Source organism: Bradyrhizobium sp. 62, from assembly GCF_023073035.1.
Taxonomy (GTDB): Bacteria; Pseudomonadota; Alphaproteobacteria; order Rhizobiales; family Xanthobacteraceae; genus Bradyrhizobium.
In genome coordinates this window covers 95,052-109,177 of record NZ_JADPIT010000015.1, presented here as the reverse complement: position 1 = coordinate 109,177, position 14,126 = coordinate 95,052, and the positions used below count along the sequence as shown (strand labels likewise).

Sequence of the window (14,126 nt, the reverse complement as noted above, 5' to 3'; positions counted from 1 at the left end):
GGCGATGAAACCGCTTTCGCCACTCGCCACCGCCTGGACCCGCTCGAAGCCGCCATTGCTGCGGTTTCTGGACAATTGCCTCAACGAATTCTCGGCGGAGACCTCGGGCGCGGTCGCCGACTACATTCCCGAGCTCGGCAAGGCCGATCCTGCTTGTTTCGGCATCAGCCTCGCGACCCTGGACGGTCATGTCTACGAGGTCGGCGACTCCAGGGTACCCTTCACCATCCAGTCGATGTCAAAGCCGTTCGTGTTCGCACTGGCGCTGGACCTGCTCGGCGCAAACAGGGTCGAGAGCTCGATCGGCGTCGAGCCCTCCGGCGATCCTTTCAACTCGATCCGGCTCAACTCGGACAACCATCCGTTCAACCCGATGGTCAATGCCGGCGCGATCGCCTGCACCGGGCTGATCCACGACAGCAAGGGTCCGGACGCTTTCGAGCACATTCGCCTCGCGCTCGGTCGTTTTGCCGGCCGCGACCTCGCCGTCGACGAGGCCGTCTACGCTTCCGAAAGCCAGACCGGCGACCGCAATCGCGCCATCGGCTATCTCCTCAAGACCAATGCGGTGATCTCGGACGATGTCGCCGCCGTGCTCGACGTCTATTTCCGGCAATGCGCGGTACTGGTCACCGCGCGCGACATCGCGGTGATGGCGGCAACGCTCGCCAACCGCGGCGTCAACCCGGTTACCGGCGAGCAGGTGCTGACGCCTTACGCGATCTCGCGCACGCTCTCGGTGATGACGTCGTCGGGCATGTACGACTATGCCGGCGAATGGATCTACCGGATCGGCATCCCCGCCAAGAGTGGCGTCGGCGGCGGAATTCTCGCCGCCCTCCCCGCTCGCCTCGGGCTCGGCAGCTATTCGCCAAGGCTCGACAAGCACGGCAATAGCGTGCGCGGCATCAAGGTGTGCGAGGCGCTGTCCTCGCATTACGATTTGCACATGCTCAACCGGAGCGACGACGCGCGCAACGCCGTCATCGCCGATTACGACATCGGCAAGAGTCCGTCGCGGCGCGTGCGCCGCCCGCAGGAGCGCGATATTCTCGCAGCCCACGAGCAGGAGGTGCGGATCATCGAGCTGGTCGGCACGCTGTCGCTGTCGGCGGTCGACTATGTCTCGCGCCGGCTTGCGGGGCGGCCGCGGCCGCAATTCGTGATCTTCGATCTCCACCGCGTCACCTCCACCACACGCGCCGGAGCGCGGTTGGTGGCAGAAGCGTTCGAGGAACTCGCGGTGCTGAATGTGACCGTCGTGCTGTCAGGCGTCAGGCGTGCCTCCAAGGAATGGGACAGCCTGCGGGAATGGACCGCCGAGCTCAAGAACGTCCGCGACTTCTATTTGCTCGACACCGCGATCGAATGGGCGGAAGACCAGATCATCTATCGGTACGGAGGCTCGATCGATTTCCACGAGACCACCGAGCTTGCCGAGCAGCCGCTGCTGGCCGGCATGAGCGAGGAAGAGCTGACCGACCTCGCCTCGATCTGCACAATCCGGACCTATCAGTCTGGCGCGAAAATCCTCACCACGGGCGCCGCAGCCGATTCCCTTTTCTTCCTGCGCAGCGGCGCGGTGCATGTCACCCTGCCCGACGGAGTACGGCTCGCAACACTCACCGCCGGCATGGCGTTCGGCGAGATGGCGCTGATCGAGACCACTCGCTCCGCCGACGTGTTCGCGGATATGGCGGCGACCGCGTTCGAGGCGCCTCTGAAAGCGTTCGAACGCTTCCGCAAGCAGCACCCGCACGCCAGCGAACGCATCATGCGCAATCTTGCGCAGCTTCTCGCCGACCGCCTGATCGTCGCCAACGCCAGGGTGGATATCCTGACGTCGACCTGAGCGGCCTAGCGGCTCGCCGCCTCGCTGATCCGCCGCTTGATCTTGGCGGCACTGGTCTTGAGCAGCTCGGATGGCTGCTGGCCGGTCGCCACGCACAGGCATGCCCAGTAATAGATGACATCACCCAGCTCTTCGACGAGGCCCGCCTGGTCGAGCCAGTCATCGCGGAGCAGCTTCTTGATGTGGTCGGCGACTTCGCCGGATTCGCCGGCGAGGCCGAGCCCGAGATAGGACAGCCGTTCGTTGGACGGACGCTCATCGACTTTTGCAACGGTGGCGGCCCAGGCCGCATATTCATCGATCGTCATCGGCATCCCTCGCCGCGGCTTTGGATCAGCCCACCACTTCCGTGACCGGCTGAAGATCGATCTCAAACGTCTCCAAAAACTTTGACGTCATGATGTAGAAGCCAACCGAAAGCTGCAACTCGACCAGTGCGGCGGGTGTCAGTTTTGACGCGATCGCCCTGAAGGCAGCGTCTGTAGGCTTGTTCAATTTCACGATCTCGTCGGTGAAGGCGAGCGCGGCACGCTGCACCTCGTCGAAACACTTGGCGGCCTGCCAGTTCTCGAGCGCCTCGTTCTGCTCGTCGGTTACGCCGACATTCTTGCCGATACGCTTGTGCGCGACGATCTCATACGGCGCCTCGCACAGGATGCCAGTGCGGGTGATCGCTAGCTCGCGCACGATCGGATCGAGCTCGCCCTTGTGGCGGATGGCACCGCCGAGGCGGCAGTATTGCTCAAAGTAGCTCGGCGAATGCGACATCATGCGGAAGATGTTGGCATTGCGATTCTTGTCGAGGATTTCGCGGGTGCGGTCGGATGCATTGGACGGGTCGCTGTAGTTGATACGGGCCATGATTTTCCTGAAGTTTTTCCCTAAGCCTTTGATGCTTTTTGTCGTTAGCGGCGAAAGTTCCACGAAACTGTATTCTTGCGCGTCCGCAGGAGCAACAACATCGAGTCAAAATGCCGCCGCATTGCTGAACGACCTTGGTACAGTCGATATTCGCCGCGTGGGGACTTGATCGCTGCGGATACTCGCAAGGGGTGTTCCGAGTAAAAACAATTGGCCGTTGGGCGCTAACCGCGCATCGATGAGTCACGCCCAAGTCTAGGGAGAAAACGGCATGAAGGAAGCCACCAAGGGGGCGGCCTCGGAAGCGTTCGCGCATATGCTGGCGGTGATGGCAATGCTCGTCATCGCCAGCATCCTGTTCTACGGGCGCTAGTTAAGAGTCGGGTGAGTGCTTTCGTCATTCCGGGGTGGCCCTCGCACAGGCCAGGCCCAGAATTCCCGTTCCAGGCTCGGTCTCTCAGGACCGCCCCCGAATGACGGATCCCACCGCTTGCGTTGCTGCAGTAGCCCAGATGGAGCGCAGCGCAATCAGGGCTACATCCAATTTCACTATCCGTCTTTGGCGAAGAACGGCACCAGCTTGCCGGCGAACCGTTTGAAGCTCGCGCTGACCTCATCGCCGATGGCGAGATCATTCTCACCATGCGCCATCATGCGAAAACCCTCGGCGCAATCGACCAGCAGGATGTTGTAAGGCACGTGCGCGCGCGTCTCGGGCGTGGCGGCGCGACAGACCAGCGACGTCGCGTAGACCCTGCCCTTGCCGCTGGCGCGCTGCTCGCGCGGATCGGACGCGCCGCAGGCCGCGCAGAAGGCGCGACGAAAATACTGCACATGGCCGCATGCGGTGCAGGTCTGATAAATGACGGCCTGTTCGCCCTTGGTCCAGTCGGCTAGACGCTCGCTCATCGCACCCGCTCCAGGAACATGCTGACGTGAGACGACAGCACGCCGCCGTCGCCGTGCAGCAGCGCGATCGAGGCGTCGCGCACCTGACGATTCGCCGCTCGCCCCGTCATCTGCAGATGCGTTTCGACAAGATGCGCCATGGCGCCACCCACGCCGCAATGACCGTAGCTGAGCAGGCCACCATGGGTGTTCAGCGGCATCGCGCCGTCGCGGCTGAAATGGCCGGCGCGCACGCGTGCGGCTGCCTCGCCCCGGCCAGCAAGGCCAAGGTCTTCCAGCAGCATCGCGAGCGTGATCGTAAAGCTGTCGTAGATCGCCGCGTAGCGCACGTGGGAAATCGCGAGGCCGGTGGCCTCCCTGGCGCGGGCGACGGAGATCTCGGCGCCGAGTTCGCTTAGGGCGGGCGCTGCAGTGACGTGCTGATGGGTATGAGCCTGGGCACAGCCGCGAATGCGCACGCCGGCCTCTCCGGTCCGCTCGCGGCTGATGACGAAGGCGGCGCCGCCGTCGGACACCGGGCAGCAATCGAGCAGCTTCAGCGGCATCGCCACCGGCTTCGAGGCCATGACGTCGCCAACAGTGATGGAATCGCGGAATTGCGCGCCGGGATGGGTGCAGGCATGGGCGCGCATCAGCACGGCGAATTCGGCGAGGTCTTGTTCCGTCACGCCGTATTCGTGCATGTATCTGTTGGCGACCAGACCGTAGTAGGCGGGAATGGTCGGGCCGAGCGGCACCTCGTAGTCGGGATGGCCGACCTGCGCCAACGCCTGGATCGAGGCATCGCGGCTCTGTCCGGTGAGACGGTTCTCACCGGCGACCACGAGCACGTTGCGGGCGACTGCAGCCTCGACGAGGTGATGCGCCAGCATGGTCATCGCGAGGCCGGTCGCGCCCCCGACCTGGACGGCGTGGGCGTAACTGGGACGGATGCCGAAATGCTCGGCAAAGACGGTCGCCAGCATGATGTGCGGCGAGACGGTGGAGTAGCCACAGAGGATGCCGTCGATGTCGGCGCGCTCGAGCCCGGCGTCGTCGAGCGCGGCCTGCGCGGCCCTGCTCATCAGGTCGAGCGAGGACGAACCTTCGTGCTTGCCGAAAGGCGTGAGGCCGACACCGGTGATGAAGCTCACGGACGCACCTGTGCATCGTCATTACGGGGCGGCGAACGGGTGACGCCATCGCGGACCATGGCGTCGATCTCGTCCGCGGAGTAGCCGACCTCACGGAGGATTTCCGCGCCGTGCTCGTTCAGCTGCGGCGCGAGCCGCACCGTTTCGGCTTCGGTCTCCGACCAGGTCGCCGTCACCCTCATACTCCGGATCGGCCCTTCAGTTGGATGGTTCACCACTGGGAAAAAGCCGGTCGCCTCCAGATGCTCATCGTGCAGCATCGACGCGAGATCGTGCATCGGCATCACAGGCACATCGGCCTTGGTGAGCAGGTCGATCCATTCCGTTGTGGAACGCGTCTCGAAGATGCGCGCGAGCTCGGCATAGACCACGTCGATATTGGCGGCGCGGCCGGCGAATGTCGCGAACATCGCGTCGGCCCGCAGATCGTCGCGTCCCGTCGCCTTGAAGAAGTTTTCCCACTGCTTGTCGTTGTAGACGATGACGCTGAGATAGCCGTCCGACGTCTTGTAGGGCCGGCGGTCGCGCGAGAGATGGCGGGCGTAACCGCCCTTGTCGAGCGGAGGCTCGTAGGTGAGCCCGCCCATGTGGTCGCCCATGACGAAGCCGGCCATGGTCTCGAACATCGGGATGTCGACGCGCTGACCGCGTCCGGTGCGGTCGCGGTGCACGAGGCTGGCGCAGATCGCGCCGACGGCGGTAAGGCCGACAATGCGATCGACCAGTGCGTTCGGCACATAGCGCGGCACGCCGTCACCGGTCTGCGCCATCAGAGCCGGCAGCGCGGTGGCGCCCTGGATCAGATCGTCATAGGCGGGTTTTGCAGCATACGGCCCGTCCTGGCCGAAGCCGAACACGCCGGCATAGACCAAACGCGGATTGATCTTGGCAACAACGTCATAGCCCAGTTGAAGCCGCGCCATTGCCTGCGGGCGGACGTTGTAGACGAGAACGTCGGCATCTTTCAGCAAGCGCAGCACGGCCCCGCGGCCGGCGGGCTTCTTCAGGTCGAGGCAGATCGAGCGCTTGCTGCGGTTGGTGTTGAGGAACACCGGGCCCATGCCGGCGTGCCGCATCGGACCGATCAGGCGGGTGACGTCGCCGTCCAGAGATTCCACCTTGATGACGTCTGCGCCGTAGTCGCCGAGCATCTGGGTCGCATAGGGACCCATCAGCACGGTGGTCATGTCGACGACCTTGATGCCCTTCAGCGGTCCCATCGTTCGCTCCCGATTGCGCGGGCTCAGATGAGCCCTGCGATTTCGGTCCAGCTAACGGCAGCGGCGTCGCGTGCGCAAGGGCGGCCGGCGTATGGCCGCATGCGCCGGCGGCGAAGGGCCGCTATTTCTTCTGACGGGATTCGCGAATCTTGAGGAGACGGTCGAGCTCCTCATTCTGCTGGTTGATGCGGTCCGCGATCCGCGACTCGTTCTGCTCACCCGAGGCGGCCGCGGCCTGCTCGATGAGCTGGCGGATATTGTCCTCGAGAATCGCGATGCGATCGTTGAGTGCGTCCATCGACAGCGAATCTTCGTAGTCATTGCTCATGATGCATGTCCCGCGAATCAATCGGTGCCGTAGGGTGGGCAAAGCGAAGCGTGCCCACCATGATCTAGCGCAAACAAGATGGTGGGCACGACGCTTGCGCGCCTTTGCGCACCCTCCGAGATCGGGGCTTACTTCAACGGCTCCAGCACGGAGACGTAGTTGGCGACCGCCGCACCGCCCATGTTGAAGATGCCGCCGAGCTTTGCATTCTTGAGCTGCATGCCCTCCGGCGCTTGCCCGGCGAGCTGCATCGCGGTCATCACGTGCATGGAGACGCCGGTGGCGCCGATCGGATGGCCCTTGGCCTTCAGGCCGCCGGACGGATTGACCGGCAGCTTGCCGTCCTTGAGCGTCCAGCCTTCCTTGATGGCACGGGCGCCCTGCCCCCTCGGCGTCAGGCCCATCGCTTCGTACTCGATCAGCTCGGCGACGGTGAAGCAGTCATGGGTCTCGACGAAGGAGAGATCGGACAGTGTAACGCCCGCCTTCTCCAGCGCGCGCTGCCAGGCGACCGTGCAGCCCTCGAACTGGAGGATGTCGCGCTTGGACATTGGCAGGAAATCCTGGGCGTGCGCGGTGGCGCGGAAGCCGATCGACTTGCTCATGCCCTTGGCGGTTTCCGCGTCGGCCAGCACCAGGGCAGCGGCACCGTCTGAGACCAGCGAGCAGTCGGTGCGCTTCAGGGGGCCGGCAACGTAGGGGTTCTTCTCGCTCTCGGCGCGGCAGAACTCGAAGCCAAAGTCCTTGCGCATCTGGGCGAAGGGATTGGCGACGCCGTTCTTGTGGTTCTTGGCCGCGATCAGCGCCAGTGCATCGGACTGGTCGCCGTATTTCTGGAAATAGGAGCTGGCGATCTTGCCGAACACGCCGGCGAAGCCGCCGACGGTGTCGCCGTCCTCAGGCAGATAGGACGCCTTGAGCAGGTTCTTGCCGATCTCCGGCCCCGGCGTGCGCGTCATCTGTTCGACCCCGACGACGAGGACAATCCTGGCCGCGCCGGCCGCGATCGCGCGCACGCCCTGATGGACGGCGGCGGAGCCGGTGGCGCAGGCGTTCTCGACCCGGGTCGCCGGCTTGAAGCGCAGCTTCGGGTCGGCCTGGAGCACCAGCGAGGCGGTAAAATCCTGGGGCGAGAAGCCGGCGTTGAAATGGCCGAGCACGATCTCGTCGACATCGCCAGCCGAAATGCCGGCATCCGCCAGCGCCTCATTGGCGACCTTCACCACGAGGCTTTCCACGGTCTCGGTGTCGAACTTGCCGAACGGCGTATGCGCCCATCCGACGATGCTGGCGGTCATGGTCTATCTCCCTGGCGGTCTCTTGCTGACCTAAGTCTTAGCCCAGGGATGGCAAGACTTCACGCGGGTTTAAGGGCCTGGAGGGTGCGCTGGCAGATGGCAGTTATGCCGGCCCAGTTCCCGGCCCTGATCTCCGCCGTCGGGCACAGCCAGGAACCGCCGACCGCGACCACATTGGGCTCCGCGAGCCAGGTCGCCGCATTGGCCTCGCCGACCCCCCCGGTCGGGCAGAACCGCACGTTCGGGAACGGCCCACCCAGCGAACGCAGCCCCTTGATGCCGCCGGCCTGCTCGGCCGGGAAAAATTTTGCAATGTCGAAGCCGTAGGATAGCGCCATCATCAGTTCGGACGCCGTGGCGATACCCGGCGCAAACGGCAAGGAGCTATGGGTGGCGGCCTTCAACAGGTCCGGGGTCAAGCCCGGGCTGATGCCGAAGGCGACGCCGAGCTTCTCGACACGCGTAAAGTCAGCCGGATTGAGAATCGTGCCGATGCCGACCACCGCCTCGGGCACCTCGGCCATCATCGCCCTCGCAGCCTCGATCGCAACAGGGGTACGCATGGTCACCTCCAGCGTACGGACGCCGCCGGCCACCAGCGCACGCGCCAGCGGCACAGCATCCTGGATACGCTCGATGGTGAGGACGGGAATGACGGTCGCGGCCTTGAACAGCGCGGCGAGGTGGTTCTGCTGGGCAGTCGTGGTCATCTTGGCTTTCGTTTCACTTGGTCGCTTGACGCGTCGTCGCCGGCCGGTGCCGTTTCTTCGGCGGCATGGCATAACCCGGAATGATGGCGCCGGAATAGCAGATCACGAGGCTGGCGAGGCGGTGCCCGGCCTGGGCGGCCTCGACCGGGTCGGAACCGGCGAGCCGCGCCGCGATATAGGCCGCCGCAAAGCTGTCGCCGGCCGCGGTGGTGTCGACCACGGGTTTGGTCATGGGCTCGGCGCGGACCTCGTAGGGGCCCCCGGGAAAGCGCAGCAGGCTGACCGGCTCCGCGAGCCGGAACACCAGCTCGGGGGTCGGGATGCGCGCCATCAACTGCTCGTGGCTTTCGCCGGGATAGAGGGCGAGCAGATCCTCGGTCGAGGTCAGCACGATGTCGGCAGCCGCGAAGGCGGCTGAAAACACCTCGCGCGCGACGTCGCGATCGGGCCATCCCCGCGCGCGGAAATTGGTGTCGAACACGAAGCGGGTGCCGAGCAGGCGCGCACGCTTGATCGCCGCGAACAGACGCTCGCGCCCGGCCGCGTCGTAGATCGAGAGCGTGATGGCAGAGAGATAGATGATGTCGTAGCTCATCAGGGAGTTGAGGAGATCGTCCGTCTCCGGCAGATTCATCAGCTGGCGCGCCGCCGCACTGTCGCGCCAGTGGAAGAACTGGCGCTCGCCCTTCGCGTCCACCTGGATCATGTAGAGGCCGGGCAGCTTGCCGGGCAGCCGCGCGACGCGCCTCGTGCCGACGCCCTCCGCAGTCCAGGCAGCGATCATCTCATCGCTCAGGGCATCGTCGCCAAGCGCGGTGAGATAATCGACCTTGACCTCGAGCCGCGCGAGGTACACGGCCGTGTTGAGAGTGTCGCCGCCGAATCCACGCGAGTAGAGGCCCCCGCCCTGCCCGCTGGAATGTCCGGCGGATTGTCCACCCTGGGCCTGCCGGAGCTCGACCATGCATTCGCCGATGCAAGCAACGCTCGCCATCACTTTACCCGCTCAGTCAGAGATCACGTGACGAAATTGCCGCCGAGCTCGTCTTCAATGTGAATGCGGATGATGTCGTCGAAAGTCTTTTCGGCGGTGGTGAAGCCGAGTTCGAGCGACCGCTTTGCATTGAAGTTGCGCGGCCAGCCGCCGACGATACCGACGATGAAGGGATCGGGCTCCCGCTTGATGCGGGCGGCGACCTTGTCGCCGGCGACGCGTTTCAGCGCAGCGATCTGCTCGCCAACCGTCGCCGACAGGCCCGGCATGGTCAAATTGCGGCGCGGCCCCACCGCGGCGAGGTCCATGGTGGCGGCATGCAGCAGGAAGCCGACGGCGGAGCGCGGCGTGGCATGCCAATGGCGGACGTCCTCGGACACGGGAAGGACCGCTTCCTTGCCGGCCAGCGGCTCGCGCAGGATGTTGGAGAAGAAGCCCGATGCCGCCTTGTTGGGCAGGCCGGGCCGAATGCAGATGGTCGGCAGGCGGATGCCGATGCCATCGAGGTAGCCGAGGCGGGAATAGTCGGCCAGCAGCAATTCGCCGATCGCCTTCTGCGTACCGTAGCTCAGAAGCGGCGTGTGGAAGAACTCGTCGCCGATCGCATCGGGAAACGGCGCGCCGAACACCGCGATCGAGGACGTGAAGACCACGCGCGGCTTGTAGCCGCCGCCTGCGACCCTGACGGCATCGAGCAGCATCCGCGTGCCGTCGAGATTGATGCGGTAGCCCTTGTCGAAATCGAGCTCGGCTTCGCCCGAGACGATCGCGGCGAGATGAAAGATCACGTCCGGACGGCCGGCGATCAGCTTTTCGGCCGCACCCGGGACGGCAAAATCGCTCGATACGGTCTCGACGGCAAAACCGGCCTTTTCCGGCGTCTTCGGCTCGACCACGTCATGCATGGTCAGCTTGGTGATGTCGCTCTTGCCAAGCCGGCCGTCCCGCAACAACCGTTCGCACAATTTGCGGCCGACCATGCCGGCGGCGCCCAGAACCAGAATGTGCAAGAGCCTACTCCTTTTTATTGGCCGGAACGCGCCGATTTCGGCGATTCGTCCTGGCGCGCTCTCGAGGCAGGCCCCGCGATCACTCCTTCACGGCGCCGGTCATCGCCGACACATAATACTCCACGAAGAAGGAATAAAGGATAACTACGGGAACCGAGCCGGTCAGAGCCGCCGCCATCAGCGCACCCCAATGGTAGACGTCGCCATTGACGAGCTCGGTGATCGCGCCGACGGGGATCGTCTTGTTCTCGGACGAGGAGATGAAGGTCAGCGCGTAGATGAACTCGTTCCAGGACAACGTGAAGGCGAAGATGCCCGCCGAGATCACGCCCGGCAGCGAAAGCGGCAGCGTGATCTTCATCAGAATCTGCAGCCTCGTCGCCCCGTCGATCAGCGCACACTCCTCCAGCTCATAGGGGATGGTGCGGAAATAGCCCATCAGCAGCCAGGTGCAGAACGGGATCAGGAAGGTCGGATAGGTCAGGATCAGCGCCAGATTGCCGTCGAACAGGCCGAGCTGAAACACGATCGCCGCCAGCGGAATGAACAGGATCGAGGGCGGCACGAGATAGCCGAGGAAGATCGCAAGGCCGACATAGCGCGAGCCCTTGTAGCGAAGGCGTTCGATCGCATAGGCGGCGCAGACGCTGGCGAATAGCGAGATGAAGGTCGAGGACACCGAGACGATCACGGTGTTCCACATCCAGAGCGGATAGTCGGTGTCGAAGAACAGCTTCTTGATGTGCTCCAGCGTCGGATGCACGATCCAGAACGGATTGTACTTTTCGTAGTCGTACATTTCCGCGTCCGGCTTGAACGTCGCGACCGCCATCCAGTAGAACGGGAACAGCAGGAAGAAGATGATCAGGCCGAGCGGAAGGTAGACCCGAAAAAACTTCCGCGGGAAGCTCTCGAGGTAGTCCATTCCGACGCTTTGGTCGTCTGCCGTGGTCATGGTCAGTCCCTCCCGCCCTGCTGCCAGCGGGAACGCTGAAGCCCAAAGAAGCTGAGCAGGATCGCCGCAACCAGGAACGGAATCATCGCGTTCGAGATCGCCGCGCCCTCGCCCAGATTGCCCCCGGTGATGGCACGCTGGAACGACAGCGTCGCCATCAGATGGGTGGAGTTGATCGGCCCACCCCGCGTGATGGTGTAGATGAGCTGGAAGTCCGTGAAGGTCATCAGCACCGAGAACGTCATCACGACCGCGATAATCGGCGACAGCATCGGCAGCGTGATGTGGCGGAAGCGCTGCAGATTGGTGGCGCCGTCGAGATTGGCGGCCTCATAGAGCGAGGGCGAGATGGTCTGTAATCCCGCCAGCAGCGTGATCGCCACGAAGGGCACGCCGCGCCAGATATTGGCGGCGACGACCGACCAGCGCGCATTCCAGGGATCGCCGAGGAAGTCGATATAGCGTGTTATCAGGCCGGCCTTGATCAACACCCAGGAGATGATCGAGAACTGGCTGTCATAGATCCACCAGAACGCGATCGCAGAGAGCACCGTCGGCACGACGAAGGGCAACAGGACGATGGCGCGGACCATCGACTTCATCGGCAGCCGTTCGTTGAGCAGCAGCGCCAAATAGAGGCCGATGGCGAATTTCACCGCGCTGGCGGCGACCGTGTAGAAGATGGTGTTGAACACCGAAAGCCAGAACACCGAGTCCTTCGCCAGCGAGACGAAATTCTGGAAGCCGATGTAGCGCCCGGCGCCACCGATCTTGGTGTCGGTCATGCCGAGCCAGAAGCCCAGCGCCAGCGGGTAAGCCAGAAACAGGATGAGAATGGCGATCGCCGGCACCATGAACATCGCGCCGAGGAAATTCCGGCTCTCGAATGCTCTGGTCCACAAGCTGCTGCGCTTGACCTGCGCGGCAACGGACTCGGCCATAACTGCCATGTCGGATTCCCCTCGACGAAAAGTCGCGGCGTCCGGCGAACCGGACGCCGCGTAGATTGGAGCTGATCAGACCTGGTAGTAGCGCTTGGCGCGCTCGGCTGCGCGTGCGGCTGCCGCCTTCGGCGTCACGGAGCCTGACGCGGCCTCCGCGAACATGTCGACGACGACGAAGTCGCCCATCACGGCGGCCGAGGCATAGCCGAGATCGCCGGCATAGCCGTTGTCGCGGCAGCGCTTCAGGCAGTCGCGATACGGCGTGATCTTCGGATCCGACGTCCACACCGGGTTGTCGTTGTAGGCCGGAAGCGGCGGCGACACGTAGCCGTTGGAGGAGACCTCCCAGGCGTCGTAGTTCGCCTTGTCCATCATGAACTTGATGTATTCCTTGACGGCCTTCGGATACTTCGAGTGCTTGTAACCGTAATAGACGAGCACGTTCTGCTGCTCGGTCGACACGCCCACGGGACCGATCGGCATCGGCGCGTGGTTCATGTCCTTGGCGATTTCCTGCTGCTTCGGATCGGTCGAGTTCTTTCCGACGGTCCAGATCGAGATGCCGTTCAGCGTCAGGCTGAGCTCGCCGTTGAGGAACGCCTTGTTGTTGTTCGAGTCATTCCACGACAGCACGCCGGGGATGAAGGTCTCGTAGAGCTGCTTGACGTATTCGAGCGCGGCGATCGTCTCCGGCGAGTCGATCACGACCTCGTTCTTGTCGTTGACGACCTTGCCGCCGAAGGCCCACAGCGCCCACTGGCACCAGCCGTTGGCGTCGCCCGTGGCGTGGCCGAGCGCGAAGCCGGCCGGCGTGTTGTTCTTCTTCAGCGCCTGGCAGAGCTTGAGGAAGCCGGCGGTGTCCTTGGGGAATTCATCGAAGCCGGCGGCCTTCACGTGGCTGACGCGGTAGTTCAGGCAGCCGCCGGTCGCGCCCTGCGGAATGGCGATCCAGCTGTTGCCCTTCTTGCCGTAGCGTTCGGCAACCGGATACCAGCCGCCATACTGCGCGCCGAGATAGTCGGCGACGTCGGTCATGTCGATCAGCTTTTCCGGGAATTTATGGGGATCATCGAGCGTTCCGATGATCAGGTCAGGACCGGCGCCGACATTGGCGGCGACCGCGGCTTTGGGACGGATGTCCTCCCAGCTCTCGGCCTCGAGCTTGATCTTGACTCCGGTCTTCTCGGAGAACGCCTTGGTCTGCTCGGCGAATTTGTCGAACTCGGCCTGAATGAACTGCTTCCAGCGCAAGACGCGGATGGAGGCGTTTGGCTCGGGCGTGTTGGTCCACTCCGCCGCGCGCACCGGGACGATACCCGGGCCGGCCAGCAGCGCCGCGCCGCCCAGACCGACTTTAAGCACACTTCGCCTGTCGAAATCGCTCATCGTTCTCTCCCTAAATTTTATATTTGTATTGGGTCGTCTTGTATTGGGCAGTTCTGCTTGGGCAGTTCTTTGGCGTCGCTACACGCGTTTGCCCGTCGCCTCGTCGAACAGATGAATCACGGAGGGATCGGGCTTCAGCTTGACCTTGTCACCCGGATTGAACTGGTGACGTTCGCGGAAGACCGCGACGACCTGCTCACCGCCGAGCTTCGCAAACACCTGCGTTTCCGAGCCGGTCGGTTCGACCACCACGATCTCGGCATCGGCACCGTCGTCAGCGATGGTGAAATGCTCGGGACGCACGCCGTAAACAACGGGACGCCCGTCGGACGCCGCCGGCGCGTTCCTGAGCGGCAGCTTGACGCCATTCGGCCCCTCGAAGGTCGCAACGCCGTTGACGCGCACATGACCTTTCAGGAAGTTCATGGACGGCGAGCCGATAAAGCCGGCGACGAACTGGTTCTCGGGCTTGTCGTAGAGCTCGAGCGGCGTACCCATCTGCTCGACGATGCCATCGTGCATAACG

Annotated in this window: 15 protein-coding genes; 1 reads left to right on the top strand and 14 read right to left on the bottom strand. The window is 63.9% G+C overall.

All coding sequences use genetic code 11. The features are described from left to right. The first annotated feature begins 4 nt into the window (after positions 1-4). On the top strand, positions 5-1,852 hold the full coding sequence (gene glsA / locus IVB47_RS10845) for a glutaminase A (RefSeq protein ID WP_247461504.1): 1,848 nt from the start codon (positions 5-7) through the stop codon (positions 1,850-1,852). 5 nt (positions 1,853-1,857) lie between these two features. On the opposite strand, the gene IVB47_RS10840 is transcribed toward glsA, so the two are convergent. The 14 genes from IVB47_RS10840 to IVB47_RS10775 all read right to left on the bottom strand — a co-directional run. Then, positions 1,858-2,160 (bottom strand): nucleoside triphosphate pyrophosphohydrolase family protein, encoded by a 303-nt coding sequence (locus tag IVB47_RS10840; RefSeq protein WP_027569547.1) that lies wholly within the window; start codon positions 2,158-2,160, stop codon positions 1,858-1,860. A 25-nt stretch (positions 2,161-2,185) separates the two neighbouring features. Further along, positions 2,186-2,713: a carboxymuconolactone decarboxylase family protein gene (locus IVB47_RS10835; RefSeq protein WP_249806651.1), complete on the bottom strand. Its 528-nt coding sequence runs from the start codon at positions 2,711-2,713 to the stop codon at positions 2,186-2,188. A 549-nt stretch (positions 2,714-3,262) separates the two neighbouring features. Then, positions 3,263-3,622, bottom strand: a complete 360-nt coding sequence (locus IVB47_RS10830; protein ID WP_027569545.1) for an OB-fold domain-containing protein — start codon at positions 3,620-3,622, stop codon at positions 3,263-3,265. Continuing rightward, positions 3,619-4,755, bottom strand: coding sequence for a thiolase family protein (locus tag IVB47_RS10825; protein ID WP_027569544.1), 1,137 nt, complete (start codon positions 4,753-4,755; stop codon positions 3,619-3,621). The genes IVB47_RS10830 and IVB47_RS10825 overlap by 4 nt, the downstream gene beginning before the upstream one ends. Next, positions 4,752-5,975 (bottom strand): CoA transferase, encoded by a 1,224-nt coding sequence (locus IVB47_RS10820; protein ID WP_247461499.1) that lies wholly within the window; start codon positions 5,973-5,975, stop codon positions 4,752-4,754. The genes IVB47_RS10825 and IVB47_RS10820 overlap by 4 nt, the downstream gene beginning before the upstream one ends. Before the next feature lie 121 nt (positions 5,976-6,096). Then, positions 6,097-6,303: a hypothetical protein gene (locus IVB47_RS10815; protein WP_027517389.1), complete on the bottom strand. Its 207-nt coding sequence runs from the start codon at positions 6,301-6,303 to the stop codon at positions 6,097-6,099. Positions 6,304-6,431: 128 nt separating this feature from the next. Continuing rightward, positions 6,432-7,601: an acetyl-CoA acetyltransferase gene (locus IVB47_RS10810; RefSeq protein ID WP_027569542.1), complete on the bottom strand. Its 1,170-nt coding sequence runs from the start codon at positions 7,599-7,601 to the stop codon at positions 6,432-6,434. Positions 7,602-7,660: 59 nt separating this feature from the next. Further along, positions 7,661-8,311, bottom strand: a complete 651-nt coding sequence (eda, locus tag IVB47_RS10805; RefSeq protein ID WP_204510940.1) for a bifunctional 4-hydroxy-2-oxoglutarate aldolase/2-dehydro-3-deoxy-phosphogluconate aldolase — start codon at positions 8,309-8,311, stop codon at positions 7,661-7,663. Between the two features lie 13 nt (positions 8,312-8,324). After that, positions 8,325-9,305 (bottom strand): sugar kinase, encoded by a 981-nt coding sequence (locus IVB47_RS10800; protein ID WP_247461497.1) that lies wholly within the window; start codon positions 9,303-9,305, stop codon positions 8,325-8,327. A gap of 23 nt (positions 9,306-9,328) precedes the next feature. Continuing rightward, a complete protein-coding gene (gene denD / locus IVB47_RS10795) occupies positions 9,329-10,315 on the bottom strand; it encodes a D-erythronate dehydrogenase (RefSeq protein WP_247461494.1) in 987 nt (328 codons plus the stop codon). Positions 10,316-10,394: 79 nt separating this feature from the next. Further along, the gene (locus tag IVB47_RS10790) at positions 10,395-11,270 is read right to left on the bottom strand and encodes a carbohydrate ABC transporter permease (RefSeq protein WP_007592322.1); all 876 of its coding nucleotides are present in this window, start codon (positions 11,268-11,270) and stop codon (positions 10,395-10,397) included. 2 nt (positions 11,271-11,272) lie between these two features. Further along, a complete protein-coding gene (locus IVB47_RS10785) occupies positions 11,273-12,220 on the bottom strand; it encodes a sugar ABC transporter permease (RefSeq protein ID WP_247360480.1) in 948 nt (315 codons plus the stop codon). Positions 12,221-12,286: 66 nt separating this feature from the next. After that, positions 12,287-13,600 (bottom strand): ABC transporter substrate-binding protein, encoded by a 1,314-nt coding sequence (locus IVB47_RS10780; RefSeq protein ID WP_027517383.1) that lies wholly within the window; start codon positions 13,598-13,600, stop codon positions 12,287-12,289. A 78-nt stretch (positions 13,601-13,678) separates the two neighbouring features. Continuing rightward, a partial coding sequence (locus IVB47_RS10775; protein ID WP_247461491.1) for a TOBE domain-containing protein occupies positions 13,679-14,126 on the bottom strand: 448 nt, incomplete at its 5' end.

Excerpts from the sequence above, each read along its gene's own strand:
- glsA (WP_247461504.1), top strand. The coding sequence starts at position 5 with ATGAAACCGCTTTCGCCACTCGCCACCGCCTGGACCCGCTCGAAGCCG.
- IVB47_RS10840 (WP_027569547.1), bottom strand. The coding sequence starts at position 2,160 with ATGACGATCGATGAATATGCGGCCTGGGCCGCCACCGTTGCAAAAGTC.
- IVB47_RS10835 (WP_249806651.1), bottom strand. The coding sequence starts at position 2,713 with ATGGCCCGTATCAACTACAGCGACCCGTCCAATGCATCCGACCGCACC.
- IVB47_RS10830 (WP_027569545.1), bottom strand. The coding sequence starts at position 3,622 with ATGAGCGAGCGTCTAGCCGACTGGACCAAGGGCGAACAGGCCGTCATT.
- IVB47_RS10820 (WP_247461499.1), bottom strand. The coding sequence starts at position 5,975 with ATGGGACCGCTGAAGGGCATCAAGGTCGTCGACATGACCACCGTGCTG.
- IVB47_RS10815 (WP_027517389.1), bottom strand. The coding sequence starts at position 6,303 with ATGAGCAATGACTACGAAGATTCGCTGTCGATGGACGCACTCAACGAT.
- IVB47_RS10810 (WP_027569542.1), bottom strand. The coding sequence starts at position 7,601 with ATGACCGCCAGCATCGTCGGATGGGCGCATACGCCGTTCGGCAAGTTC.
- eda (WP_204510940.1), bottom strand. The coding sequence starts at position 8,311 with ATGACCACGACTGCCCAGCAGAACCACCTCGCCGCGCTGTTCAAGGCC.
- IVB47_RS10800 (WP_247461497.1), bottom strand. The coding sequence starts at position 9,305 with ATGGCGAGCGTTGCTTGCATCGGCGAATGCATGGTCGAGCTCCGGCAG.
- IVB47_RS10790 (WP_007592322.1), bottom strand. The coding sequence starts at position 11,270 with ATGACCACGGCAGACGACCAAAGCGTCGGAATGGACTACCTCGAGAGC.
- IVB47_RS10785 (WP_247360480.1), bottom strand. The coding sequence starts at position 12,220 with ATGGCAGTTATGGCCGAGTCCGTTGCCGCGCAGGTCAAGCGCAGCAGC.
- IVB47_RS10780 (WP_027517383.1), bottom strand. The coding sequence starts at position 13,600 with ATGAGCGATTTCGACAGGCGAAGTGTGCTTAAAGTCGGTCTGGGCGGC.